The sequence below is a fragment of the Nonomuraea sp. NPDC001684 genome, assembly GCF_053596515.1.
Genome location: NZ_JBSFGJ010000006.1, coordinates 1 through 25,184, shown reverse-complemented (window position 1 = coordinate 25,184; position 25,184 = coordinate 1). Strand labels below are relative to the sequence as shown.

Annotated in this window: 22 protein-coding genes and 1 pseudogene; 13 read left to right on the top strand and 10 right to left on the bottom strand. The window is 72.3% G+C overall.

Annotated features, from left to right (window positions below; genetic code table 11):
- Nucleotides 1-4: 4 nt before the first annotated feature.
- Nucleotides 5-1,330 (bottom strand): glutamine synthetase family protein, encoded by a 1,326-nt coding sequence (locus ACWCSD_RS02550; RefSeq protein ID WP_397160410.1) that lies wholly within the window; start codon nt 1,328-1,330, stop codon nt 5-7.
- A 127-nt stretch (nt 1,331-1,457) separates the two neighbouring features.
- On the opposite strand from ACWCSD_RS02550, the gene ACWCSD_RS02545 reads away from it, so the two are divergent.
- Genes ACWCSD_RS02545 through ACWCSD_RS02530 form a run of 4 tightly spaced genes read left to right on the top strand, consistent with a single transcriptional unit; the run spans nt 1,458 to nt 5,492 of the window.
- The gene (locus ACWCSD_RS02545) at nt 1,458-2,264 is read left to right on the top strand and encodes an acetoacetate decarboxylase family protein (protein ID WP_397160408.1); all 807 of its coding nucleotides are present in this window, start codon (nt 1,458-1,460) and stop codon (nt 2,262-2,264) included.
- Between the two features lie 25 nt (nt 2,265-2,289).
- Complete coding sequence (locus ACWCSD_RS02540; RefSeq protein ID WP_449912593.1) at nt 2,290-3,750, top strand: aldehyde dehydrogenase; 1,461 nt, start codon at nt 2,290-2,292, stop codon at nt 3,748-3,750.
- Nucleotides 3,743-4,651 (top strand): 3,4-dihydroxyphenylacetate 2,3-dioxygenase, encoded by a 909-nt coding sequence (locus ACWCSD_RS02535; protein ID WP_449912591.1) that lies wholly within the window; start codon nt 3,743-3,745, stop codon nt 4,649-4,651. The genes ACWCSD_RS02540 and ACWCSD_RS02535 overlap by 8 nt, the downstream gene beginning before the upstream one ends.
- Entirely contained in the window at nt 4,644-5,492 is an 849-nt protein-coding gene (locus ACWCSD_RS02530) for a fumarylacetoacetate hydrolase family protein (RefSeq protein ID WP_397160405.1), read from the top strand. Before ACWCSD_RS02535 ends, ACWCSD_RS02530 begins: the two co-directional genes overlap by 8 nt.
- An 82-nt stretch (nt 5,493-5,574) precedes the next feature.
- On the opposite strand, the gene ACWCSD_RS02525 is transcribed toward ACWCSD_RS02530, so the two are convergent.
- From ACWCSD_RS02525 to ACWCSD_RS02515, 3 genes are read right to left on the bottom strand one after another with little or no spacing between them, the layout of a single operon-like run.
- Entirely contained in the window at nt 5,575-6,027 is a 453-nt protein-coding gene (locus ACWCSD_RS02525; protein WP_449912588.1) for a GNAT family N-acetyltransferase, read from the bottom strand.
- Nucleotides 6,005-6,739, bottom strand: a complete 735-nt coding sequence (locus ACWCSD_RS02520; RefSeq protein WP_449912586.1) for a gamma-glutamyl-gamma-aminobutyrate hydrolase family protein — start codon at nt 6,737-6,739, stop codon at nt 6,005-6,007. The genes ACWCSD_RS02525 and ACWCSD_RS02520 overlap by 23 nt, the downstream gene beginning before the upstream one ends.
- Nucleotides 6,736-8,214, bottom strand: coding sequence for an aldehyde dehydrogenase (locus ACWCSD_RS02515; protein WP_449912584.1), 1,479 nt, complete (start codon nt 8,212-8,214; stop codon nt 6,736-6,738). The genes ACWCSD_RS02520 and ACWCSD_RS02515 overlap by 4 nt, the downstream gene beginning before the upstream one ends.
- A gap of 227 nt (nt 8,215-8,441) precedes the next feature.
- Here ACWCSD_RS02515 and ACWCSD_RS02510 point away from each other — a divergent pair, with 227 nt between their 5' ends.
- Nucleotides 8,442-9,068 carry a hypothetical protein gene (locus ACWCSD_RS02510; protein WP_397214267.1) on the top strand — a complete coding sequence of 209 codons (627 nt, stop codon included), beginning with the start codon at nt 8,442-8,444 and terminating at the stop codon, nt 9,066-9,068.
- Nucleotides 9,069-9,120: 52 nt separating this feature from the next.
- On the opposite strand, the gene ACWCSD_RS02505 is transcribed toward ACWCSD_RS02510, so the two are convergent.
- Complete coding sequence (locus ACWCSD_RS02505; RefSeq protein ID WP_449912582.1) at nt 9,121-10,023, bottom strand: polysaccharide deacetylase family protein; 903 nt, start codon at nt 10,021-10,023, stop codon at nt 9,121-9,123.
- Between the two features lie 224 nt (nt 10,024-10,247).
- Between ACWCSD_RS02505 and ACWCSD_RS02500 the strand changes: the two genes are divergently transcribed.
- Together ACWCSD_RS02500 and ACWCSD_RS02495 are read left to right on the top strand one after the other, a co-directional pair.
- On the top strand, nt 10,248-11,426 hold the full coding sequence (locus ACWCSD_RS02500; RefSeq protein WP_449912580.1) for an Ig-like domain-containing protein: 1,179 nt from the start codon (nt 10,248-10,250) through the stop codon (nt 11,424-11,426).
- 81 nt (nt 11,427-11,507) lie between these two features.
- Nucleotides 11,508-12,197 (top strand): hypothetical protein, encoded by a 690-nt coding sequence (locus ACWCSD_RS02495; protein ID WP_358292460.1) that lies wholly within the window; start codon nt 11,508-11,510, stop codon nt 12,195-12,197.
- A gap of 177 nt (nt 12,198-12,374) precedes the next feature.
- Here ACWCSD_RS02495 and ACWCSD_RS02490 read toward each other — a convergent pair whose 3' ends face one another.
- Nucleotides 12,375-12,569: a hypothetical protein gene (locus ACWCSD_RS02490; RefSeq protein ID WP_358292463.1), complete on the bottom strand. Its 195-nt coding sequence runs from the start codon at nt 12,567-12,569 to the stop codon at nt 12,375-12,377.
- A 433-nt stretch (nt 12,570-13,002) separates the two neighbouring features.
- Here ACWCSD_RS02490 and ACWCSD_RS02485 point away from each other — a divergent pair, with 433 nt between their 5' ends.
- The 5 genes from ACWCSD_RS02485 to ACWCSD_RS02465 are packed head-to-tail and all read left to right on the top strand — an operon-like array spanning nt 13,003 to nt 17,671.
- Nucleotides 13,003-14,022: an ABC transporter substrate-binding protein gene (locus ACWCSD_RS02485; RefSeq protein ID WP_449912577.1), complete on the top strand. Its 1,020-nt coding sequence runs from the start codon at nt 13,003-13,005 to the stop codon at nt 14,020-14,022.
- Nucleotides 14,019-14,855 (top strand): ABC transporter ATP-binding protein, encoded by an 837-nt coding sequence (locus ACWCSD_RS02480; RefSeq protein WP_358292467.1) that lies wholly within the window; start codon nt 14,019-14,021, stop codon nt 14,853-14,855. Before ACWCSD_RS02485 ends, ACWCSD_RS02480 begins: the two co-directional genes overlap by 4 nt.
- On the top strand, nt 14,848-15,819 hold the full coding sequence (locus ACWCSD_RS02475) for an ABC transporter permease (protein ID WP_449912574.1): 972 nt from the start codon (nt 14,848-14,850) through the stop codon (nt 15,817-15,819). The genes ACWCSD_RS02480 and ACWCSD_RS02475 overlap by 8 nt, the downstream gene beginning before the upstream one ends.
- Nucleotides 15,816-17,147, top strand: a complete 1,332-nt coding sequence (locus tag ACWCSD_RS02470) for an LLM class flavin-dependent oxidoreductase (RefSeq protein ID WP_397160384.1) — start codon at nt 15,816-15,818, stop codon at nt 17,145-17,147. The genes ACWCSD_RS02475 and ACWCSD_RS02470 overlap by 4 nt, the downstream gene beginning before the upstream one ends.
- Entirely contained in the window at nt 17,144-17,671 is a 528-nt protein-coding gene (locus ACWCSD_RS02465; RefSeq protein ID WP_449912572.1) for an NADPH-dependent FMN reductase, read from the top strand. Before ACWCSD_RS02470 ends, ACWCSD_RS02465 begins: the two co-directional genes overlap by 4 nt.
- A gap of 106 nt (nt 17,672-17,777) precedes the next feature.
- On the opposite strand, the gene ACWCSD_RS02460 is transcribed toward ACWCSD_RS02465, so the two are convergent.
- The 3 genes from ACWCSD_RS02460 to ACWCSD_RS02450 form a co-directional block, all read right to left on the bottom strand.
- Nucleotides 17,778-18,572 (bottom strand): SDR family oxidoreductase, encoded by a 795-nt coding sequence (locus tag ACWCSD_RS02460; RefSeq protein WP_449912570.1) that lies wholly within the window; start codon nt 18,570-18,572, stop codon nt 17,778-17,780.
- A gap of 41 nt (nt 18,573-18,613) precedes the next feature.
- Entirely contained in the window at nt 18,614-21,721 is a 3,108-nt protein-coding gene (locus tag ACWCSD_RS02455) for an NACHT domain-containing protein (protein ID WP_449912568.1), read from the bottom strand.
- A gap of 204 nt (nt 21,722-21,925) precedes the next feature.
- Nucleotides 21,926-22,105, bottom strand: a complete 180-nt coding sequence (locus ACWCSD_RS02450) for a hypothetical protein (RefSeq protein WP_397160376.1) — start codon at nt 22,103-22,105, stop codon at nt 21,926-21,928.
- A gap of 287 nt (nt 22,106-22,392) precedes the next feature.
- Between ACWCSD_RS02450 and fxsT the strand changes: the two genes are divergently transcribed.
- The gene (gene fxsT / locus ACWCSD_RS02445) at nt 22,393-24,972 is read left to right on the top strand and encodes an FxSxx-COOH system tetratricopeptide repeat protein (RefSeq protein WP_397160374.1); all 2,580 of its coding nucleotides are present in this window, start codon (nt 22,393-22,395) and stop codon (nt 24,970-24,972) included.
- A 15-nt stretch (nt 24,973-24,987) separates the two neighbouring features.
- Here the strand turns inward: fxsT and ACWCSD_RS02440 are convergent.
- Nucleotides 24,988-25,184: pseudogene (locus ACWCSD_RS02440) on the bottom strand (hypothetical protein); the annotation flags it as partial.

The following is a 25,184-nucleotide window of genomic DNA, read 5'->3' as shown; positions in this document are numbered from 1 at the left end:
CGGGTCACAGGTGGTAGGCGTACTCGCCGAACTCCCAGTCGGTGACGTGCCGCTGGAAGCGGGCGACCTCGTCGCGCTTGTAGGCCAGGAAGGCGGCGGTGAAGTCCTTGCCGAGCAGCTCGGTGAGCTCGCCGTCGGCCTCCAGGGCGTCCAGGGCGTCGGGCAGGGTCATCGGCAGCACCGGGGCCTTGGAGGCGTCGTAGCCGTACCCGACGAGCGGCGCGGGCGGCTCCTGGGCCGCCCGCACCCCCAGCAGCGCGGCGGCCGCGGTTCCGGCGACCAGCAGGTACGGGTTGGCGCTGGCGTCGCCGAGCCGCAGCTCGAAGCGGGCGCCCGCGCCGCGCTCCGGCGGGACGCGGAGCATCGCGCTGCGGTTGTCGAGCCCCCAGTCGACGAGCCAGGGGGCCAGCGTGTCGGGGCCGAACCGCTTGTAGGAGTTGACCGTCGGGTTGGCCAGCGCCGCCAGCGCGGGGGCGTGGGCCAGCACGCCCGCGATCGCGTGCCGCGCGGTCGCCGACAGCCCGTACGGCGCGGCCGGGTCGTCGAAGGCGTTGCCGCCGTCCTCGCCCAGGCACGACAGGTGCAGGTGGAACCCCGACCCGCCCTCGTCGTTGAACGGCTTGGCCATGAACGTCGCCAGCCTGCCCTCCACCCGCGCCAGCTCCTTGACCGCGGCCTTGAACCAGAAGGCCCGGTCGGCCGCGTCGAGCGCCTCGGAGTGCCGCAGGTTGATCTCGAACTGGCCGCTGCTGAACTCGTGGTTGCCCGCCGTCACGCCGAGGCCGAGGTCGCGCAGGTGCCGCAGCGTGCGGGTGAGGTGGCCGTCGGGGTCGCCGCGGCGGCCGGCGGTGTAGACGTTGCCGGTGGCCTCGGCGTAGCGCTGCCAGCCGCCCGCGGGGGCCGGGTCGCACAGGAAGTACTCCAGCTCGGGCCCGACGACCGGGCGCAGGCCCTGCTCGGCGCACCGGGCCAGCACGGCGCGCAGCAGGTCGCGGGGCGACTCGGGGGCCGCGGCGCCGGTGGCCGGGTCGACGACGTCGCCGTGGCACCAGGCCACGCCGGGCTCCCACGGCAGCGGGGCGAGCGTGGCCAGGTCGGGAACGACGGCGATGTCGGGCAGCCCCGCGTCCAGGCCGCCGCTGATGTCGGCGGTGCCGCCGCGCGGGGTGGAGTGGTAGACGGCGCGGCAGAAGGCGAGGCCGTGACCGAGGGCGTCGGGCAGCGCCTCCAGCAGGACGTCGCGGGCGCGGTCGGTCCCGGTCAGGTCGGGGTAGGTCACGCGGACCACGTCGACGCCCCGCTCGGTCAGGCGGTCGATGTGCTGCTGCACCGGTCTCTCCTAGGGTCGTTTGACGCCAAACGTAACGGGCGCGTATTGGCTGCCGCAAGAGCTGTTGACCGATCGGCCTGGATGTTCATATTTTATTTGGAACCAAACGAGTTCCAGGAGGACCATCTTGGCCGGCGTCCGCGGCTACTTCCACCCCAAGACGGCCACGGGCCGCTCGTCCCTCGTCCCGGAGCCGCCCTGGCACTACTCCGGCGACCTGCTCACGATCGAGTACCGCACCGACCCCGACCGGGTGCGTGAGCTGCTGCCCGAGCCGCTGGAACTCGCCGCCGAGGACCCGGGCGCGGTCGCGCTCATCTGGGCCGACTGGCAGTCCTGCGCCGCCTCCCGCGAGGAGCTGCTGGACCCAGTGCGCTCGCAGTACAAGGAGGCGTTCGCCGTCGTCCGGTGCTCCTACCGGGGGCGGACCTACTCCAGGTGCGTCTACATCTGGGTGGACAAGGACTTCGCCGTCGCCAGGGGGCTGCACCAGGGCTATCCGAAGAAGCTGGGGTCGATCCACCAGACCAGGCCGCACCCGTACGGCCCCGCGCCCCGCATCGAGGCGGGCGCCCGGTTCGGCGCGACGCTGGCCGCCGCCGACCGCCGCCTGGCCCAGGCCGTGGTGACCCTGCGCGAGCCGTCGCCGCACAACGGGTTCGTCAACGGCCACCCCATGGCCCACCACCGCTGGCTGCCCGCCATCGGCAAGGGCGGCGGGCTGGCGCTCGACGAGCTGGTCGAGTCCGGCGCCGCCGCCTTCGAGGCCGGACAGGCGTGGGCGGGCGACGCCGAGCTGGAGCTGTTCGACGCCCCCACTGAGGAGCTGTCCCGGCTGGCCGTCCGCGAGCCCATCGGCGCCTACTTCCGCCAGGTCGGCGTGGTGTGGGACGGCGGCACGCTGCTGGAATCCGGCACCTCCGGCGCGCACTAGCCCCTTGAGATTGGAAGCACCCGACATGTCCGAACAGATCACCGTCGCCGGGGTCACCGTCGACACCCGCCACTGGATCGGCGGCCGGCGCGTCGCCTCCGCGCGCACGTTCACCGACCTCTCGCCCATCGACGGCGCCGCGCTCGGCGAGATCGCCCGCGGCGGCCCCGACGAGGTGCACGCCGCCGTCACCGCCGCCCAGGACGCCTTCCCCGGCTGGGCCGCCACCCCGCGCGCCGACCGGGCCGCCGTGCTGCGGGCCATCGCCGACGGCGTCGAGAAGCGGCTGGAGGAGCTGGCCGCCGTCGAGACCCGCGACAACGGCGCCCTGCTGCGCTCGCACCGCCGCGGCGTCATGCCGCGCGTGGCGCACAACTTCCGCTTCTTCGCCGACTGGCTGGAGGGCCTCGGCCACGACGACTTCGACACCCGCGGCCACGCCAACCACGTCTCCTGGGACCCGGCCGGACCCTGCGCCCTGATCACGCCGTGGAACGCGCCGCTCATGCTGGCCACCTGGAAGATCGCCCCCGCGCTCGCCGCCGGGAACACGGTGGTGCTCAAGCCCGCCGAGTGGTCGCCGCTCACCGCCTCCCTGCTGGCCGACGTCGCCGCCGCGGCCGGGCTGCCGGACGGCGTCTTCAACGTCGTCCAGGGGTTCGGCGAGGAGGCCGGGCAGGCCCTGGTCGAGCACCACGGCGTGCGCCGCGTCAGCTTCACCGGCTCGGTGCCGACCGCGCGGCGCATCGCCCGCTCGGCCGCCGCCAACCTCACCCCGCTCAGCCTGGAGCTGGGCGGCAAGTCGCCGCTGCTGGTCTTCGCCGACGCCGACCTCGACCTCGCCGTTGACCTGGCCGTCGAGCAGTACGACAACGCCGGGCAGGTCTGCCTGGCCGCCACCCGGCTGCTGGTCGAGGCGCCGATCGCCGAGGAGTTCGTCCGCCGTTTCACCGAACGGGCCACGGCCCTCGTTCAGGGAGACCCGCGCGAGGAGGCCACCGACGTCGGCCCCAACATCCACCCGCGCCAGGTGGAGAAGATCGACGGGTTCGTCCGGCGGGCCCTCGCGGCCGGGGCGCGCGCCGTCATCGGCGGCGAGCGCGGCGACGGCCTGTACTACCGGCCCACCCTGCTCACCGACGTGGCCCAGGACAGCGAGATCGTCCAGGAGGAGGTCTTCGGCCCGGTGCTCACGCTGCAGACGTTCGAGACCGAGGAGGAGGCTGTCCGGCTGGCCAACGACACCCGCTTCGGCCTGGCCGCCACCGTCGCGACCGGCGACCGCGAGCGCGCCCGCCGGGTCACCGAACGGCTGGTGGCGGGCACGGTGTGGGTCAACTGCTTCTTCGTGCGCGACCTGCGCGCGCCCTTCGGCGGCTCCCGCGAGTCCGGCGTCGGCCGCGAGGGCGGCACCTGGAGCTTCGACTTCTACTGCGACCTGAAGAACACCGTCACCGCGCCGAAGGGCTGGAACGACCATGGGTGAGATCGTCGGTGCCGGCTTGCTGGCGCACGTCCCCACCATCGTGCTGCCCGAGCCCACCCGGCTGGAGCTGAACGAGGGCAAGGAGATCACCCTCGTCACCGGCCTGCGCGAGCTGCGCCGGGACGTCTTCGAGCGCGACGACTACGACACCGTCGTGGTGCTGGACTCCCACTGGGCCACCACGGTCGAGTTCGTGGTCACCGCCCAGGCGCGCCGGGCCGGGCTGTACACCTCCGAGGAGCTGCCGCGCGGCATGTGCCGGATGCCGTACGACTTCCCCGGCGACCCCGAGCTGGCCCGCAACGTGGCCTCCTTCGCGGGCCGGCACGGCACCTGGATCACTCCCATCGACGACGAGTACCTGCCGATCTACTACGCCACCACCAACCTGTGGAAGTACCTCGGCGAGGGCCTGCCCGGCAAACGCTGGGTGAGCATCGGCGTCTGCCAGACCGGCGACATGGAGGACCACCTGCGGCTCGGCCGCGCGCTGGCCGACGGCGTCGCGGCCACCGACCGCCGGGTGCTGGTGATCGCCTCCGGCGCGCTGTCGCACACGTTCTGGCCGCTGCGCGAGCTGCGCGACCACGAGTCCAGCGACCCGCGGCACGTCTTCACCCCCGAGGCCCGCGCCGCCGACCTGCGGCGCATCGAATGGTTCCGGCAGGGCCGGCACGACGAGGTCCTGCGCACGATGCCGGAGTTCCGGACGTACAAGCCCGAGGCCCGCTTCCACCACTACGTCATGCTGGCCGGCGCCCTCGGCGAGGAGCGCTGCACGGCCCCCGCCCGCCAGTACGGCCAGTACGAGAACTCCGTCGGCACCGGCCAGGCCCTGCTCTGGTTCGACCGCCCGTCCGGCGGCTGGACCGCACCCCGACAGGAGAACGCCCATGCCTGAGTACCGCCGCGTCCTGCTGGACGGCGCCGTCACCGAGACCGTCCGCGACGGGGACGAGCTCGTCGCCGCGGACGGCCGCCGGATCCGCGCCGACGAGGCCGCGCACCTGCCGCCGGTCGTCCCCACGAAGATCATCGCGGTGCACCTGAACCACCGCAGCCGGGTCGAGGAGTTCCGGACCCGGCTGCCGGACGCGCCGACCTACTTCCACAAGCCCACCTCCTCGCTCAACTCCCACCGGGGCGCGGTCGTGCGGCCCGAGGGCTGCAAGTGGCTCAACTACGAGGGCGAGATCGCCATCGTCATCGGCCGGACCTGCCGCAACATCGCCCCCTCCGAGGCCGGCGCGCACATCGCGGGCTACACCGTGGCCAACGACTTCGGGCTGCACGACTTCCGCGACACCGACGCCGGCTCGATGCTGCGCGTCAAGGGCTCCGACACGCTCTGCCCGCTCGGCCCCGGCCTGGTGACCGGCTGGGACTTCCGCGGCAAACGCCTGCGCACGTACGTCAACGGCGAGGTCGTCCAGGACGGCAACACCGACGAGATGACCTGGGACATGCACTACCTGGTCGCCGACATCGCCCGGACGATCACCCTCTTCCCCGGCGACGTGCTGCTGTCGGGCACCCCGGCGGGCTCGCGGCCCGTCCGGCCGGGGGACGTCGTCGAGGTCGAGGCCGAAGGGCTCGGCCGGCTGACCAACCACGTCGTCACCGGGCCGGTGCCGATCCGCTCCGACGTCGGCGCGCAGCCGACGGAGTCGGAGGAGGTGCGCTCGACCGCCCTCGGCGGCGACTGGGAGTTCCGCGGCATCCGCCCACCACACCGCCCGTAGCGTCGGGGGCGGCGGCCCGCCGCTGGTGAGCCGCGGGGCGCCTGTGAGCGTCCGGGGCGGCGGCCCGTCGTCCCCCGGAGGCTCACAGGGGGTGGCTGAGGATGCGGCGGCCCTCGTCGCGGAAGCCGCGCTTGCCGTAGTAGGCGAACAGGTGGCGTACGTCGGCGCCGTTCGGGGCGATCACGATCTCCAGGGTCGTGCAGCCCTGGGCGGCGGCCCACCGGCGGCTGTCCTCGATCAGCCGCTCCGCCTCGCCCCGCCGCCGCGCCTCCGGCACGACGAACAGGTCCTCCAGCTCGGCGTACAGCCCCTGCTCCAGCCCGAACGTGGTCGTGGTGATGCCGAACGCGACCAGCCGCCCCTCGCCCTCGCCTTCACCCTCGCTCACCGCGACCCGGACGCCTGGCGCGGCGATCAGCCTGGCGAGGTTGGCCTTCAGCGTCTGCGCCGGGGTGGTGAAGCCGTCCTCGGCGTAGAAGGCGACGGCGAGATCGTGGAGTGCGGGCAGGTCGTCAGGGACGGCGGCGCGGATCATGACAGCCATGATGCCGCGACTCGCGGACGAGCGCGTCGAACAGGGCCTGCTGGGCCGGATCGCGATGGGCGGTGTCCTCGGGATGCCACTGCACGGCGGCGAACCAGCCGGGCGCGCCGTCGAGCTCAAGGGCCTCCACCGTGCCGTCGGCGGCGTGCGCGGCGGGGGACAGGCCGTCGCCGAGCCGCTCGACCCGCTGGTGGTGGAAGCAGGACGCCTCCACCTTCGCCGTCCCGGCCGCGCGTTCCAGCAGGGTGCCGGGGCGCAGCGACACCGGGTGCACGAGGTGCCGGTGGCCGCCCTCGGGGCCGCCCATGTCCTGCTCCAGCGTGCCGCCGAGGGCCACGTTGACGACCTGGAGGCCGCGGCAGATCGCCAGCGTGGGCAGCCCGGCGGCCAGGGCGTGGCGGGCCAGGGCCAGGTCGAAGGCGTCCTGGTCGTCGTCCACGTCGTAGACGTCCTGGTGGGTGTCGGGGGCGCCGTAGCGGTGGGGGGCGACGTCGCCGCCGCCGGGCAGGAGCAGGCCGTCGAACCTGGCCATCCGGGCCGCCACGCCGTCCGTGCCGTCGCTGGCCGCCGGGTGGATGGTCGCCGGTTCGCCGCCCGCCCGCCACACGGACTCCACCAGGGCGCGGGCGCTCACCTCGGCGGCATAGCGCAGGGCCGAGGCGGTGGCGGAGAAGCGGGCGGGGATCGCGATCAGCGGTCTCACAGCTGGATCCAGGTGGTCTTGAGCTCGGTGTACTTCTCCAGCGCGTGCGCCGACTTGTCGCGGCCGTTGCCCGACTGCCGCATGCCGCCGAAGGGCACGGTCAGGTCGCCCTCCTCGTAGCAGTTGACCCAGACGGTGCCCGCCCTCAGAGCGCGGGCGACGCGGTGCGCGGTGCCCAGGTCGGAGGTCCACAGGCCGGCCGCGAGGCCGTACTCGGTGTCGTTGGCCAGACGGACGGCCTCCTCGACGTCGTCGAAGGCCAGCACGGACAGCACCGGGCCGAAGATCTCCTCCCTGGCCAGCCGGGAGCCGGGGTGCACCCGGTCGAAGACGGTGGGTTCGAGGTAGGCGCCGCCGGTGCCGGCCAGGATCCGGCCGCCGCCCGTACGCAGCCGCGCGCCCTCGGCGAGACCGGCCTCGACGTGGCCGCGCACCCGTTCCAGGTGGGCCTCGCCGACCAGGGCGCCCATCTCCGTGGCCGGGTCGAGCGGGTCGCCGACGCGCAGCGCGCGGGCGCGGGCGACCACGGCCTCCGTCACCCGGTCGGCCACCGACCGGTGGACCAGCAGGCGGGACGGCGCGGTGCACATCTCGCCCTGGTTGAAGAAGATGCCCCAGGCGGCGGTGGCCGCGGCGGCCTCCAGGTCGGGGGCGTCGGGAAGGATGATGTTGGGCGACTTGCCGCCCAGCTCCAGCCACACGCGCTTGAGGTTGGAGTCGGCCGAGTAACGCAGGAAGTGCCGCCCGACGGCGGTGGAGCCGGTGAAGGCCAGCACGTCCACGCCGGGGTGCAGGCCGAGCGCCCGCCCGGCGGTGGGGCCGTCGCCGGCGACCACGTTGAGCACGCCCGGCGGCAGCCCCGCCTCGGTGGCCACCCGTCCCAGCTCCAGGGCCGACAGCGGCGACAGCTCCGATGGCTTCAGCACGACCGTGCACCCCGCGGCCAGGGCGGGGGCCACCTTCCACGAGGCCAGCGTGAGCGGGAAGTTCCACGGCACGACCGCGCCGACGACCCCGGCGGGCTCGCGGGTGACCAGGGCGAGGGCGTCGGCGGGCACGTGCGGGGCCTCGTCGGCCAGCTTGCCGGCCAGCTCGCCGTACCAGCGGAAGGTGGTGATCGCGGCGCGCAGCTCGATGTCGTGCGCGTCGGTGATCGGCTTGCCCATCTCCAGGCTGACGAGCAGCGCCAGGTGCTCGCGCCGCTCCTCGATCAGGGACGCCAGCCGCACCAGCGCCCGCCCGCGCTCGGCGGGCGCCATCCGCGGCCACGGCCCGGAGTCGAACGCCAGCCGCGCCGCCGACACCGCGAGCCCGACCTCCGCCTCGCCGCCGTCGGCCACCTCGGCCAGCACCCGGCCGTCGCGCGGCGAGCGCACCGTGAAGGACGCGCCGCCGGGCTCGTCGGCGCCGTCGATGTGGTGCGCGGACGGCGGCGCGACCGCCGCGGCCCGGCTCAGCCACTCCTCGTGGGTCACGACGCGCCCCGCTCCCCGGCGGCCACCGCTTGTTCGGTGGCGAACGTCTGGTCGAGCGTCGGCATGTCGCCGTTGACCGGCATCTTCGGCCCTTCTGTCGCGGACGGGTGCTCCGAAAATGTACGGTCCCAAACGATTAGTCGTCAATGGTCTGCCGCCGCGTGCGGGGAACCGGGCCCGGTGGCCCGCTCGTTGGCCGGTCGTCACTCCGAGTCCGTGGAGGATCCTTGTTACGACTCGCCTGCCTCGCGCTCGTCGCCGTCCTGGCCGCCGGCTGCACCGTCGCCGACACCGGTCCGCCGGCCGCGCCGGAGGAGACCGAAGAGGTCATCGACGACGAGCCCGACGGCGAGTCCGACGCCGCGGCGCAGGACGAGTCCGTCCGCATCGCCGTCTGCGTGGACACCGGCACGCAGGCCAGGGCCGACTACCGCCCGTGCGAGGACGAGCGCCGGGGCTACGCCTGGTACTTCTACGCCGGTGACGCCACCGTCCCCGCGGTGGGCGAGCGGGCCGACGGCGGCACGTACGAGGACCCCGGCGACGACGAGCTCACCAAGGCGTCGCCGCAGGGCGGCCCCGGCGCGGAGACCGCCATCGAGACGCCCTCGGAGTGGGTCGAGGTGTGCGTCGCGAAGCCGTCCCGGCGGCGCGTGGTCAACAACTTCTGCGAGGACCGGCAGGGCGGCTACGGCTGGTACTACATCGCCATCGACGGCCGCGTGCCGCCCGTCGGCGAGCGGGCCGACAACGGCGCCTTCAGGTTTTACGGCGGCGACAGCTACCGGGCCCGCGAGTCGGGCGGCGACGCGGCGGACGCCGCGATCGGCTACGAGGAGACCGTCGAGGAGTAGGGCCCACCGGCCGGAAGGCCGCGGCGAGGGCCGAGGGCCGGGGCGCGCCCGGCTACCCGGGGCCGCCGGAGAGCCGGCGGGCGTTGTGGACGACCTTCGGCGGCCGTCCGCCGAACAGCTCGCTGACCGTGACGAACCGGTAGCCGCGGGCGGACAGGCCCTTCAGCACCCGCGGGAGGGCCTTGACCGTGGTCGGGTGGATGTCGTGGAACAGGATGACGCTGCCGGGGCGGACCCGCTTGAGCGAGACGCGGGCCACCCTGGCGCTGTCGCGGTAGCGCCAGTCGAGGGTGTCCACGCTCCACAGGACCAGCGGCCGGTGCGCCTGCCGCCGCACGTCGCCGTCCGTCGCGCCGTACGGGGGACGCACCAGGCCGGGCACGACGCCCGCGGCCGACTTCACGGCCTGGTCGGTCCGGGCGAGCTGGGACCTGATCGCGGCCGGCGACAGCCGGGTCAGGTCGGGGTGCGACCAGGTGTGGTTGCCCAGCTCGTGCCCCGCCTCGACCGTGCGGCGCACCACGTCGGGGTGGAGGCCGACGTTCTGCCCGACGACGAAGAACGTGGCGTGGGCCTGGTACTTCGCCAGGTGGCGCAGCAGCGTCCCGGTGTAGGGCCCCGGGCCGTCGTCGAAGGTGAGCGCCACGCACTTGACCTTGCGGCAGTCGGGCTTGCCCGCCTCGGCGGGCTCGGCGGGTTTGGCGGGCCCCGTGGGCTCGGCGGTCTCGGTGGGCTCGGCGGACGGCCCGGTCCGGTCCGGCTTGTGGCCGGGCTTGTGGTCCTGCTTGTGGTCGGGCTTGTGGTCGGGCTTCGGCTCGGGGGAGGCCGACGGCGCCGGGTGGGTGGGGGAGGGCGTGGGGTGGGCGGGGGTGGCCCCCGTGAGCGCGGTCGTGACGGCCAGTGTCGCCGCGGTCATCCCGATACCGGACAGGTACCGCTTCATGCCGCCGTTCATGACGTTCCCCCTCATGCACCGCCCCCGGTGCGTCATCCCCTGAGACCGGCCCAGAAGGACCGTTCCAGAGAGTTGGACACCAGATCCGCCCGCAAGGTTCGCAAGAGTGGTCATCGGCGGATGAAGGTTTCTCCCATGCTCATTGGGCAGAAGTGTCCGCACGTGACAGCACAGACCGTTCAATGAAGAAGTTGACGCCTTGTCAGGCACGGGAGGCATCGAGGATGCGGAACGGCCGGACCAGTACGACGCTCGCCCTCGCGGGGCTCCTGCTCGCCGGATGCGCCTCCGGCGGCGGCGGCGCCCAGCCGCCGGGCGGCCCGCGGCAGGCCGAGGAGCCGGTGGCCAAGCTCGCGATCACCCCGGCGGACGGCGCCAAGAAGGTCGCCCCCGACACCGGGATCAGCGTGCGGGTCACCGGCGGCAAGGTCACCAAGGTGACCGTCGCGGACGCCAAGGGACGCCAGGTGACCGGCTCGACGGCGGCCGACGGCACCTGGCGGCCACGGTGGCCGCTGCGCCCGGCGACGTCGTACACGGTGAGCGCGCAGGCCACCGGCACCGACGGCAAGGCCGTCACCGGCCGGTCGTCCTTCACCACGCTCAAGCCCAGGCGGGCCCTGCAGAGCGGCATGTCGCCGCTGGACGGCGAGAAGGTCGGCGTCGGGATGCCGGTCCAGCTGCTGCTGTCCCACCCGGTCACCTCCAGGCAGGCCCGCGCGGCGGTCGAGCGCTCGCTGGTGGTGGAGATGTCCGAGCCGGTCGAAGGCGCGTGGAGCTGGGTGAGCGACCGCGAGGTGCAGTTCCGGCCGCGTGAGTACTGGCCGGTGGGGGAGAAGGTCAAGGTCGTCGCCCACCTGGCCGGGCTGCGCGCGGGCGAGGACCTGTGGGGGACCAGGGACCGCAGCCTGTCCTTCACCGTCGGCCCCCGGCACGTCACCAAGGTGGACGCCGACCGCCACCGGGCCGTCGTCACCGCGGACGGCAAGGTCGTCCGCACGATCCCCGTCAGCCTGGGCAAACCCGGCGACGACAGCTACTCCGGCACCATGATCGCCCAGGAGAAGGCCGCGGAGACCGTCATGGACTCGGCCACCATCGGGGAGCCGGGCGAGTACCGGATCAAGACCAAGTGGAACGTCCGGATGACCTACAGCGGCACCTTCTTCCACGCCGCGCCCTGGTCCACCGGCGCGCAGGGCAACTCCAACGTCAGCCACGGCTGCGTCAACGCCAGCCCCGCCGACGCCCGCTGGTTCTACGACTTCACCCAGCGCGGCGACGTCATCCAGGTCACGGGCACCTCGCGCAAGCTGCGATTCGGCAACGGCCCGACCCCGTGGGCCAAGTCGTGGACGGAATGGCTCGCCGGCAGCGCCACGGGCAAACCCGTGACCGGCTAGACCGTCATCTGACGGCAGGACCTGCGCGAACATCAGAATGTCGCCTTGCCCGCGGGGGCCCGCACCACGATCATGTCGCCAATGGACGCCGACGTACCCCTGGACTACTACCTGATCTACGCCGCCGACCGTGGCCGCGGAACACTTCCCCTGGGCATCCTGGTCGAGGAGTTCGTGCTCTGCGACGACTACACCGCCGCGGGCATCGACTGCGCGGAATGGACCGCCGAGTGCGGCGAGTGGCGCGAGTCGCCCGGATCCAGCCGGGCCATCCGCGCCGACCCAGCGCTGCGCGACCGGGTGCTGCCCGTGACCCGGCGCGACGCCCGCGAGACCTACTCGATGCTCGGCGGCGGCGCGCTGCCGGAGGAGGCCGAGCTGCGGGCCTTCTTCCAGTACCGCCAGGCGCTCCCCGCCGCGGCCCCGCTCGACCTGGGCGGCTCCCCTTCGGCGCAGACCCGGCGCTACCGCATCCTGTTCGCGGGCGAGCTCGGCGAGCGCGGCCTGGCGAACGTGAGCACGGTCCTGCGCCTGGAGCCGCCGCGGGAGAACCCGCGGGCCAGGATCGCCGGCACCGCCACGGCGACCGCCGCCGGACACACCTTCACCTGGGAGCTGCGGCGCATCGGCCCCGGCATCGCCTGGTGCCTGGACGTCACCGTACGCCTGAGCGCCGGCCCGCTGGCCGCCATCGGCGCCCTGCTCCACCACCACCGGCAGGCGATCCGCGGCCAAGGCCTGATCCCGGTCACGATCGAACGCTTCGCCTGACCCCGGACAGCGGGGAAGTCGCCCGGTCCGTGGCCGGTCAGGGGAGGGGCCGGAGGGGAGCCGTTCGCGTGGCGTGCGGCCGGTCAGGGGAAGGGCCGGGGACGGCGTTCGCGTGGCGTGCGGCCGGTCAGGACGACCGGCCACCGCCGCGCCCTTACGGGCGGGCCGGTGTCGTGATCATCGGCCGCCGGCGCGGCGCGGCGCGGGCGTGCTGTCGTCGAACGCGGCGAACACCTCGTCCTCCGGCGCCGATTCGAGCAGTTCGAGCAGCTCCATGGCGATGACGGAGTTGCCGAGTTCCGCCGGCCGCGCGGGTGCGAGCACGGACAGGTCGACGAGGTCCTGGTGGTGGGTGACGATCCGCGGTGCCATGGCTGCTCCTTCATCGGCTCCGGCCTGCCCGTGGCGTTCCTGGTGCGAGGCGAAGTGCTCGACAGGCAGGTCTCACATTGACGGACTTTCGCCGGCCCGCCAATGCCCTTCCGGCCCACCGCCGCGCCGAACGGGTGATCCGGCGTGCCGTAAGGCCGGGCAGTGCCTCGCTGACCAGGCCCGTCACGCCCGTCGTGCCCTCTGTGGAAAGGCATTCCCATCCGGCATGGTCTCGGCTTTTCATGTATAGCCAGTAGGAAATGTTGACTTAGCGTCCGGGGTTCCGTAGCTTCGTACGCATGAGCCAGGGCCTCTACCTGACCCGGCGCCCGCACGTGGACCACGGCCACGTCGCCAGCGCGCAGTGTCGCTGATCACGCACCTCCGGCAGACCTCCCTACCCCCTGCGCAGTTCTCCCCAGAGGAACTCATCGTGATCAACATCAGACGTGCACTCCTCACCGTGCTGCTCGCCACCGTGACCGTCGGCTGCGGCGCGGCCGAGGGCTCGGCGAAACCCGGCGAACCGGAGGTGAAGGAGCTCCGCTACCAGGGCAGCACGGGCACCGTCACCTTCCCCGAACTGGCCGCGGAGCTCGGCTACCTCGGCGACGTCAAGCTCAAGTGGGTGGGCAACACCACCTCGGGGCCGCAGGACATCCAGTCCGCGGCCACCGGCCAGACCGACTTCGGCGGCGCCTTCGACGGCGCCGTCATCAAGCTCAAGGCGGCCAAGGCCCCGATCAAGGCGGTGATCGGCTACTACGGCTCGGACGAGAAGTCGTTCAACGGCTACTACGTCAAGGACGACAGCCCCATCAGAACCGCCCGCGACCTCATCGGCAAGAAGATCGGCGTCAACACCCTCGGCGCCCACCACGAGGCCGTCATCAAGGAGTACCTCAAGCGTCAGGGGCTGACCCCGGCCGAGATCGAGCAGGTCCAGCTCGTGGTCATCCCGCCGGTCAACACCGAGCAGGCGCTGCGGCAGGGGCAGCTCGACGTCGGCACGCTCGGCGGCGTGCTCAAGGACAAGGCGCTCGAACGCGGCGGGCTGCGTCCGCTGTTCACCGACGTCGAGCTGTTCGGGCCGTTCACGGCCGGGTCCGTCGTGCTGCGCGAGGACTTCATCGCCAGGAACCCCGGCACCGTCAGGACCTTCGTGGCCGGCTTCGCCAAGGCCATCGCCTGGGCGCAGACCCACCCGCGCGAGGAGGTCGTCGCCAAGTTCCAGCAGATCATCGCCAAGCGCGGGCGCAACGAGAGCACCGACGTCGTGAAGCTCTGGAAGAGCACCGGCATCGCGGGCAGGGGCGGCGTCATCGACAGCCGGGAGTTCCAGCGGTGGATCGACTGGCTCCAGCGCGAGGGCGAGATCCGTCCTGGCCAGGTCAAGGCCACCGACCTCTACACCAACGAGTTCAACCCCTACGCGAACGGGAGCGGCTCATGACCGCCACGATCAGCGAGACCGGCGTCCAGACCAAGATCGGCATCCGGAACGTCTCCAAGGAGTTCACGGTCAGGGACGCGGGCGAGCCGTTCACCGCCCTGTCCGGGATCGAGCTGGACGTCCGCGAAGGGGAGTTCCTCACGCTCGTCGGGCCGAGCGGCTGCGGCAAGTCCACCCTCCTCGACCTGGTCGCGGGCCTCACCGAGCCGACGTCGGGCCAGATCGTGGTCAACGGCGCGCCCGTCACCGGGCCCGGCCTCGACCGGGGGATCGTCTTCCAGCAGTACGCGCTGTTCCCCTGGCGGACCGCGCTGGCCAACGTGGCCTTCGGGCTGGAGGCCAAGGGCGTGCCCAGGGCCGAGCGTACGGAACGGGCGCGGCGGCACCTGGAACTGGTCGGACTGTCCGGCTTCGAGGACCGCTACCCGCACGAACTGTCGGGCGGCATGCGCCAGCGCGTCGCCATCGCCCGCAGCCTGGCCTTCGACCCCGACGTCCTGCTGATGGACGAGCCGTTCGCCGCGCTCGACGCGCAGACCCGCGAGTCGCTCCAGGAGGAGCTGCTGCGCATCTGGCAGCACACCCGCAAGACCGTCGTGTTCATCACGCACGGCATCGACGAGGCCGTCTACCTGGGGCAACGCGTCGCCGTGATGACCTCCAGGCCGGGCCGGATCAAGGAGATCATCGAGGTGGACTTCGACTCGCGCGAGGGCGACCTGCGGGCCGACCCGCGCTTCGGCGAGTACCGGCACCACGTGTGGGGGCTGCTGCGCGACGAGGTCGCCGCGGCGCAGGTGCAGGAGCGGAAGGCGGCGATCCGGCATGACTGACGCCCGCGCCGACGAACGGACGCGCCCCGAGGGCGACGTCCACTGGTACGACCTCCCCGACGACGACCCCGACCCCGCCACCCGGGACGAGCCCACCGCTGTCCTGCCCACCGCTGTCCTGCCCGCCGCTGTCCGGCCCACCGAGGGGGAGGACCGGAAGGCGGCGTCGGGCGGAACGAGCCGGAAGGCGGCGGCGTGGCGGCGGGCGGGCGGGCCGGCGCGGCGGGCGGTGCGGAACTCGGCCGCGATCCTGCTGCTCCTGGCCGCCTGGGAGGTGCTGCCCCGCCTCGGCGTGGTGGACCCCGTGTTCGTGCCCCCGCTGTCGGAGAGCCTGGCCGCCGGCGCGGACCTGCTGCTCACGGGCCGGCTCCCGGAGCACCTGGGGGCGTCGCTGGCGCGCTCGCTGTCCGGGTTCGGGCTGGCGATCGTGCTGGCCATCCCGCTCGGGCTGCTGATCGGCTGGTACAAGCCCGTCGCCGACTTCCTCACCCCGCTGCTGGAGGTGTTCCGCAACACCTCGGCGGTCGCGCTGCTGCCGGTCTTCACGCTCATCCTCGGCATCGGCGAGACGACGAAGGTGGCGTTCGTCCTGTACGCCTGCTCCTGGCCCATCCTGCTCAACACCGTCAGCGGCGTGAAGACCGTCGAACCTCTGCTGATCAAGTCGGCCCGGTCGATGGGCCTCGGCCCGGTTCGGCTGTTCCAGAAGGTGATCCTGCCGGCCGCCGTGCCCACCATCTTCACGGGGGTGCGCCTGGCGGGCGCGTACTCGATCCTCGTGCTGCTGTTCGCCGAGATGGTCGGCGCCAAGGCCGGGCTCGGCTACCTCATCCTCGACGCCCAGTCCAGCTTCCGCATCCCCGACATGTACGCCGGCATCATCACGATCTCCGTGGTCGGCCTGCTGTTCAACCTGCTCCTGATCGGCGTCGAGCGCCGCTTCTCCACCTGGAGGACCACGTGACGAGAAAGCTCCACCTGAACGCCTTCCTCATGGGCGTCGGCCATCACGAGGCCGCCTGGCGGCACCCCCGCACCGAGCCGAGCCGCCTGACCGACGTCCGCCACTACCAGGAGCTGGCCAGGATCGCCGAGCGCGGCAAGCTCGACTCGCTCTTCCTCGCCGACGGCGTGGCGCTGCAGGGCGACGTCCGGCACAACGCGCTCGGCGGGCTGGAGCCGCTCACGCTGCTGGCCGCGCTGGCCTCGGTGACCGACCACATCGGCCTGATCGCGACCGTCTCCACGACGTACAACGAGCCCTTCCACGTGGCGCGCAAGTTCGCCTCCCTCGACCACATCAGCGGCGGCCGGGCCGGCTGGAACATCGTCACCTCCGCCAGCGAGGCCGAGGCGCTCAACTTCGGCGTCGAACGCCCCACGCACGCCGCCCGCTACGCCAGGGCGGACGAGTTCCTGGAGGTCGTCGGCAAGCTCTGGGACAGCTGGGAGGACGACGCCATCCTGGGCGACCGCACCGGCGGCCGCTACGCCGACACCGGCAAGATCCATCCCGTCGAGCACATCGGCCGCCACTTCGCCGTCCGGGGGCCGTTGAACACCTCCCGTTCCCCGCAGGGCCGTCCGCTGCTGGTGCAGGCCGGGTCGTCGGAGGACGGCAAGGAGTTCGCCGCCCGGCACGCCGAGGCCGTCTTCACCGCCCAGCAGACCCTGGAGGAGGGCCAGGAGTTCTACAGCGACCTCAAACGACGGGTGGCCGCCCACGGCAGGCAGCCCGGCGACGTGCTCGTGCTGCCCGGCATCTCGCCGATCATCGGCTCGACCGAACGGGAGGCGCTGCACCTGGAGAAGGAGCTCGAAGACCTGATCATCCCCGCCTACGGCCTGGCCCAGCTCTCCCACCTGACCGGCATCGAGCTGACCGAGGACGACCTCGACCGGCCGCTCCCGGACGTGGCCGTCGAGACCGAGGGCGCGCAGAGCCGTCGCAAGCTCGTCATCGACCTGGCCAGGCGGGAACGCCTGACGGTCAGGCAGCTGCTCAACCGGCTGGCCGGCGGCCGCGGCCACCGCGTGGTCGCCGGGACGCCCGAGCAGATCGCCGACCAGCTCCAGGAGTGGTTCTTCACCGGGGCCGCCGACGGCTTCAACATCATGCCGCCGCTGCTCCCGTCGGGACTGTCCGACTTCGTGGACCACGTCGTGCCGGAGTTGCAGGTCAGGGGCCTGTTCCGGTACGAGTACGAGGGCCGTACCCTCCGCGACAACTACGGCCTGACCCGGCCCGTCTCCCGGTACGCCGCCGGGCTGGCGGCGGCGGTGGCCGGATGAGCGTCGTCGCGCTGATCGGCAACCCCCGCGAGGGCTCCAGGACGCGGACCGTGGCCGTGGAGGCCGCCGAGGCCGTCGCGCGGCGGCTCGGCCTCCCGGGCGCGCACGACGTGATCGACCTGTCGGCGCTCGGGCCGCACCTGCTCGCCCCCGGTCCCACGCCCGGCGTCGAGGTGGCGCTGGAGCTGGTCGCCGAGGCGCGGGTGCTGGTGGTGGCCAGCCCCACCTACAAGGGCACGTACACCGGGCTGCTGAAGGCGTTCCTCGACCGGTTGCGGCCGGAGGCGCTGGCCGGGGTGGTGGCGTTGCCGCTGCTGGTCATGGGCGATCCGAAGCACGCGCTGGCGGTCGAGGTGCACCTGCGTCCGCTGCTGGTGGAGCTCGGCGCGACCGTGCCGACACCGGGGCTCGCGGTGCTGGAGTCGCAGCTGCCCGTGCTGGAGGAGCCCCTGGGCCGCTGGGCGGAGCGGGTCGCGCCGCAGGTGGCCGCGGCCCTCGCGGTCGGCCATCCGGCCACCGCCTGAACGACGGCGGGCCGTCTGAAGCACGGCGGGCCGGCTGAAGGACCGCGGTGCCATTCGCCTGGGGGCGGGGGTGCCGCGTGGGTAGCGGGCGGGCGGGGGTGCGGGGTCAACGCCAGTCGCCGGACTGGAGCGCCCCCGCCGCCTGCGGTCCCATAGTGACCAGGCCGCCGTCCACGAACACCGACGACCCGGTCATGTACGAGGCGGCCGGCGAGGCCAGGAAGGCGATGACCGCGGCGACCTCCCGGGCGTCGCCCGGCCGCGGGATCGGGTACCCCGGACGGCTCCCGGCCCGCGGCGGCCGGTCCTCCTGCCCGGTCATCGGAGTGGCGATCTCGCCGGGCGCGACCGTGTTGACCGTGATGCCGTGCGCGGCCACCTCCAGCGCCAGCACCCGGCTGAGCAGCTTCAACCCGCCCTTGGCCGCGCAGTACGGCCCCGCCCCCACCCTCGGGTACTCCTCGTGCACGCTGGTGACGTTCACGATCCGGCCGCCGCGCCCCTCGGCGACCATCCGCCGGGCCGCCCGCTGCGCGCACAGGAACGGCCCGTCCAGGTCCACCGACAGCACCGAACGCCAGCGCTCGTAGTCCATGTCGAGCAGCGGCTCCGACGACCCGGTGCCGGCGTTGTTGACCAGCACGCCGAGCCCGCCCAGATCCCCGGCCAGCTCGTCGACGACGTGCGCGGCGCGGACCGGGTCGGTCAGGTCGTGGCGGCGCACGGCCGCCGCCTTGCCCGAGTTCCGTACCAGCGCGGCGGTCTCCCGTGCGCCGTCCTCGTCCTCGTGGTAGGTGATCCCCACGTCGAACCCGTGCTCGGCCAGCAGCACGGCGGTGGCCCTGCCGATACCGGAATCGGCGCCCGTCACAACGGCGACCCGGTCGTAGGTGTCGGTCATGCCCTCCCCCTGCCCACCTCCGGCCCCCTGACGCGCCCGCCTCACCGCGTCAGGCCGAGCTCCGTCAGCACCGAGCGGACCTTGGCCACCATCTCGGGCTTGTCCCGCCCGAGCCGCAGATCTCGCAGGGCGAGCACGCCGCGCAGCCGGGGCGCGTCCAGCTTGAGGTGCCCCAGGACGATGTCGAGGAAGGCGGTCGCGTCCTTGTCGGCATAGGGGGCGAACGCCTGGCTCAGCAGGATGCAGTCGGCGTAGGCGCCGGCCAGCTCGGCCGGGTCGCCGCCGCGGCTGGACAGCAGCCACAGGCGGAGCAGGGCATGAGCGGGCGACATCGCGCGGTCGGGCCAGTAGCCGGCGACGGTCATCAGCGAGCGGCTCAGCTCGGCCGTGAGCGGCGCCAGGGCGTGGACGAGCAGCTCTTCCTCGTAACCGCAGATGAAGTGGAAGTGGCGGGCGGCCGCCATGAACTCCTCGTGCATCCAGGAGGACTGTCCGCGGGTCTCGTGATCCGGCCCCCTCTCGAAGGTCCAGTAGAGGTCGACCAGCGGCGGGGTGGATCCCCTGCTGCCCACCCACCTGAGGAGCAGGGTGCGTTCGCCGTCCTGCCACGACCGCTGGACCTCCACGTGGCGGACCAGGTTCGTCCAGGCGTTGTAGGCGATCTGGGACCGCCACAGACGGGCGATGCTCCGCCACCTGCTCACCACCGAGACCGGGGTGCCCGCCGTGACCGGCGGCGCGGGGAACAGCTCCTCGCCGGTGACCTCGTCACAGGCAAGGGTCAGCAGGACGAGCAGATTGAGGCTGTAGGTGGCGAACTGCATGGGTGCGGTGCGCAGCTCGCGGACGCGGCCGGGCAGGTACGAGCCGAAGGTCAGGGAGCTGCGGAAGTACAGCGCGTCGTGGAACAGGGCCAGCAGGGTGCGCTTGAGCATGTCCCGCGAATCGCGGCTCAGCCCGCGGATCAGGTCCTGGAGGAACTCCAGCACCGATTCCCTGGATGACAGCGGGTTGTGGCAGAGCAGCGCGTGCAGGAAGTCGTCGTTCGGGCGGTTGCGCCGGGCGTGCCCGGTGTCCAGTTCCGCCGCGGCCACCAGGTCCTCGACCTCATGGGTGGTGAGCCGGGCGACGAGATACTCGCCGAAGGTGGAGTGCAGGAACTCGTAGGTCTTCCGCTGCTGGTCGTCCTGCGTCGCCTGCGATTCGTGCACGAAGAAGAAGCGCCCCACGACGAGCTGGGCGGGGTTCAACGGCGTCCGGAACTCGCCGGCCTGGCTGCTCTCCTCGGCCAGCAGGTGGAGCAGGTCTCCCTTGAGGTCCTCCTCGGTCGCCCACTGGCTGTTGCGGTTGAACATGGCGAACGCCACGACCGACAGCCGCAGCAGCTCCCGGTCCACGGAACGCTCCAGCGCCTGCTCCGACAGCGCGTCGCCGGACTTGCGGACCTCCCTGCGGGCGAACCTGACGAGGAGCCGTTCGTAGAGCTGTGCCCGGTCCAGCCTGCCCAGCTCGTGACGCAGGGGGTTGCCGTCCATGTCGTAGAGCGCGAGCATCAGCAGCAGGAGCGGCTGGGAGGCCAGTTCGCCGAGCCCGGCGACGGTGGACAGCTCCAGCGGCAAGAGGGAGTGGTCGCTGAAATACCGGGCGTTCAACCGGTTCCACATGTCCAGCCACCGCTTGACCTGGGTCTCGTTGAACGGTTCCAGGTGGATCACCACGGTCTCCCGCGGCAGGCGGGCCCGGTCGGCCACCACGGTGCGGCTCGTGACGATGACCGCGGTGGGCCTTCCCTGGGCAGCCTCGCGCTCCTGGAACGCGGCCACCTTCTCCAGGTAGTTCGTGTTGCTCACGCCCGTCGCCTGGAGCAGCTCGTCGAAGCCGTCCAGGATAACCACGCCGACGATGTTCGCGGCCCCGGCGTACAGTGCGGGCCATCGCACGCTCTCACCCGTGGCCTGCCGGATGGCGTGCTCGATCTGCGTCTGCAGGTCCTGCTCGGCGGGCGCCTCCCGGAGCGGGACGCGGACGACGGCGAACTGCTCCGGCGGCAGCCTGGCCGCCAGGATCTTGGTCAGGACGGACTTCCCCGCACCGGGCTGCCCCAGCACCAGCAGCGGGAGCTGGGTGGCGCTCGGATGCGTGAGATAGCCGAAGAGCAACGTGCGCAGGTCGCTCTCCAGAGGACGGTCCCGCCACCAGCTCCACTCGGCCGGCCGGGACGAGCCGGTCACGACCGCCCGGCGGAAGCACGGGCTGATGTACGCCTGGTCGAGCGTGGGCATGGTCATGTCGTCGGGCAGGTCGGCGCTGGAGATGACAGGCTGGTTCAACGCCGTCCGGTAGTGCTGCGAGAGCGCGTCGCGGATGCCGCCGGGCACGGCTCCCGACACGACCGATTCGAGCAGCCGGCGCAGATCGCGCAGACCGGTGTCGAGCGATCCGATGACGGTACGGGTGGCCTGATGGTCGACGCGGGCCGCCCAGTACGCGATCTCGGGCACCTCGGTGCACAGGCGGTGGAACAGCTCGGCGTACTGCCGGCGCGCCGCCTGCGGCACGCCGTCGGTCAGCCAGCGTTCGGCCTGCTCGCGCTGGGCCTCGGTCATGGACTCCCACATGCGCAGCCCGCGCAGGAACGTCAGCAGCCGGGCGGACAGCAGCCGGTAGTAGTCGTCCAGAGCCTTCTCGACCTGCTCGTACGGCTGCGTCGGTCCTGGGCAGGGAAGCTGGACGTGCAGGAGGTGCTCGACCAGGTCGCCCAGCCGGTTCCCGGTCACGTCCGAGGCGCCCGCTATGAGCACCTGCTCCGACCTGAGCATGCGCAGCTTCCCGGCGCCGAGGTGCTCCTCCCCCTGCCGGACGGCCTCGAAGAACGCGGTGACGACGATGACGGCGTGGGCGGCGGCGATCCGTTGGGTGCGCTGGTATCTGCCGAGGCCGGAGAAGCGGTCGTGGAGCGCCGTGCCGAGCTGTCCGCTCACGCGGGCGAGCTCTCCCTCGACGTCGAACAGGCTGACCACCAGCTCGCCCGTCGGGCCGGTCGCGCTGAGCAACAGCCCTCCGACCAGGCGGTCGAGCGCCTTGACCAGTTTCCCCTCGCCGCCCAGCACTTTCACGGCATCCGAATAGTTGAACCACCCTACGGTCACACAAGACCTACACCACAACGGAGGATGAGCCGTCTACGGTTGTGTTACTGATGTGACCATATGGTTAGACGTCGGACGAATCAATATTTGATCCGTTTATCCGGATTAAAGCGGCATGAGAATTAATGTCGATTAAGTTGTGGAATGACGTATTTGGTCCGCATCGGCGAGGTGGTGGTTCCCCGCCGATTCCGGACCCGGTCCCTAGCGGTCGCCGACCAGGGGCGGCGGCGGGGTGCTGTTGTCGAACTTCCTGCAGTCCTCCGCCTGGCGGGGCTCCTCCAGCAGCTCCCGGACGGTCAGGCCGATGGGGGAGTCGCCGAGCCTGTCAAGGTCGGACACGATGGAGAGCGCGTCGATCAGGTCGCTCCGCTGCGGTGCCATGGCCATCTCCTCTGCTGGTCGACACTCGCCGCCTCGCGAGGCGTGAGCGGCGCGGAACGCCGGCTCCGAAGTTTCGCGAGAACGTTGATCTGGAAGGTACTGTCTGCGTGCCGGCATTATCGTCGCCCTATTATAGCTGTCCGGAAAACAGCTAACAGTGCTGACCGTAATGACCGGCGTGCATGAAACCTGTACGCTAATCAGCATAATGTCGGCCATCTCCATCTTGCCCCTGCCACCAGTGCGGTAATCCCTCACTGGGACTCGCGGACGGGAGGCGATAACGCGTGACGGATTCACCGGAGTCGGTGGCGTGGGGGACCACGGGCCCGTATCCCGCGGTCTGGAAGGTCCCGCCGCGGAACCAGAACTTCACCGGGCGGGAAGAGCTGCTCGACAGGCTGCGCAGCGGGATCGTCGGCCAGGTCACCGCGGTGGTGGCACACGCCCCCAACCTGCCGCAGGGCCCGCGCGCCCTGCACGGCCTGGGCGGCGTCGGCAAGACCCAGATGGCCATCGAGTACGCCTACCGCTTCCGCGACCAGTACGACCTCGTCTGGTGGATCCCCGCGGACCAGCCGGGCCTCGTGCGATCGAACCTGGCGCAGCTCGCGCCGCGGCTGGGCGTGCCCGGATCCACCATGACCAGCACGGAGGACGCCGCCGACGCCGTGATCGAGAGATTGCGCAGCGGGGAGCCGTACGAGCGGTGGCTGCTGATCTTCGACAACGCCGACGAGCCCGAAGACCTCCAGCCGAACATTCCCCCCGGCCCCGGGCACGTGCTCATCACCTCGCGCAACCACCGGTGGGAGGGCGTGGTCGGCACGGTCGCCGTCGACGTGTTCAGCCGCGAGGAGAGCATGCAGTTCCTCGGCAGGCGCATGCGCCGCTCGATCAGCGACGCCGACGCCGGCCGGCTCGCCGAGGCTCTCGGGGACCTTCCGCTGGCGCTGGAGCAGTCGGCCGCGCTGCAGAGCGAGACCGGCATGTCGCCGGAGGAGTACCTGCGCCTGCTCAAGGAGCGCACCGCGAGCCTGCTGAGCGAGGGCAAGCCCGCCGAGTACCCGTTGTCGATGTCCGCGGCCTGGGAGCTGTCGGTCAGCACGCTCCAGGAGCACCTGCCCGAAGCCATGGAGCTGCTGCGCTGCTGCGCCTTCTTCGGGCCCGAGCCCATTCCGCGCGGGGTGTTCCGCCCGGTCAGGGGTCCGGTGCGGCCGGTCATGGCCGAGTTGCTCGCCGACCCGCTCCGGCTGAGCAAGGCGATCAAGAGACTGGGGAAGTACGCGCTGGTCCGCATCGAGGCCGAGCCCGGCCAGGGCACGGTCACCGGCGAGCGCACGATCCAGGTGCACCGGCTCATCCAGGCGCTGCTGCGGGAGGGCCTGCCGGCCGACACCCAGGACCTGATCCGGGCGGAGGTGCACTCCCTGCTCGCCGGAGCGGCGCCCGGCGACACCGGCGACCCCGCGAACTGGCCCCGGTTCGACGCCCTGCTGGCCCATGTCGCGCCGACCAGGCTGGCCGACAGCGAGCGTGAGGACGTGCGGGAGTTCGCGCTGCGGATCCTCGAATACCTGATGGCCTCCGGCAACCACAACGTCGCGCGCACGCACGTCGACAGCTTCCTGGAGCGGTGGAAGGCCGACTCCGGCCGGCAGGACATCAGCGTGTTGCGGGCACAGCGCGTCAAGGGCGACCTGCTCCGGTTCCTGGGCCGCTACGACGAAGCGTACGACCTGGACATGGCCACGCTCGCCGCCATGCGGGAGACGGTCGGCGACGAGCATCGTGACACCCTGGTGCTGCGCAACGGCATCGGCGCCGACCTGCGCGGTCGCGGCCTGTTCGTCGAGGCGCGCGAGCACGACACCGAATCGGTGAGCGTGCACCAGGCCGTCCTCGGTCCCGACCACGCCCGTACGCTCATGGCGGTCAACAACCTGGCGCTCGACCTGGGGCTCAACAGCGACTATCGCGGCGCGCGGACACTGCTCGAAGAGGCGCTGAGGGCGGCGCAACTGGCCGAGTCGGCCGTGGCCCGGGGCACGGTCCTGAACCTGTGGGCCAGCCTGAGCCGCATGACCCGGCTCTGCGGAGACTACGCGGAGGCCTGCGACATCGGCGAGGAGGCGCTGGCCTACGGTCAGGAGCAGCTCGACGCCGACCATCCGCGCATCCTGCTCACGCAGAAGGACCTCGCCATCGCCCGGCTCCGGGTGGGCGAGGCGGCCGAGGCCCTCGAACTGGCCGCCACCGTGCACGCGCGCTACGTGCGCAACTACGGCATCGACCATCCGAGCACGCTGGGCGCCGCTCTGTGCCTGGCCAACGCGTTCCGGGTCAACGACCTGATCGACAGGGCGTTCAAGCTGGCCCAGGACGCCATGGTGCGCTATCCGAGGGTGTACGGGCCCAACCATCCGTACTATTTCGGCAGCGCCAGCAACGTGGCGGTCCTGCTGCGGGTGCGCGGCGACCTGGAGGGCGCCCGCGAGCTGAACGAACGCGTCATCGCCGGGCTGAAGGCCACGGTGGGCGGTGGGCACCACTACGCGCTGACCGCGTCCGTCAACCTCGCCAGCGACCTGGCCGCCCTCGGCGAGCTGGAGGCGGCCTGCGGGCTGGGCAGGGACACGCTTCGGCAGCTCCGTCCCCTGGTGGGCGAGCAACATCCCACCACCCTGGCCTGTGCCGCCAACCTCGCCGCCGACCTGGCCAGGGCCGACTACAAGGAGGAGGCGGCCGCCCTGCGCGAGGAGACGATGCGCCACTACCGCGAGACGCGCGGCATGGAGCATCCGGACGCGCGGGCGGCGGACGAAGGCCGCCATCTCGACCTGGACTTCGACCCCCCGCCCGTGTGACGGCAGGCGCCGCGGTCACTGCCCGCCGGAGGACGGGCGCGGCGCCGCCGGGGCCGTCCCGGACAGCGCGGCCAGCTCCTCGTGGAGCGCGCCCCGGATGTGCGTGATCAGCCGGTACAGATCGCGGCTGTAGACGGACGGGTTGCGGAAGCCGCTGCCCTCGCGATAACGATGCGGGTAGAGGCCGCCGCCACAGATCCCCACGATGTCGC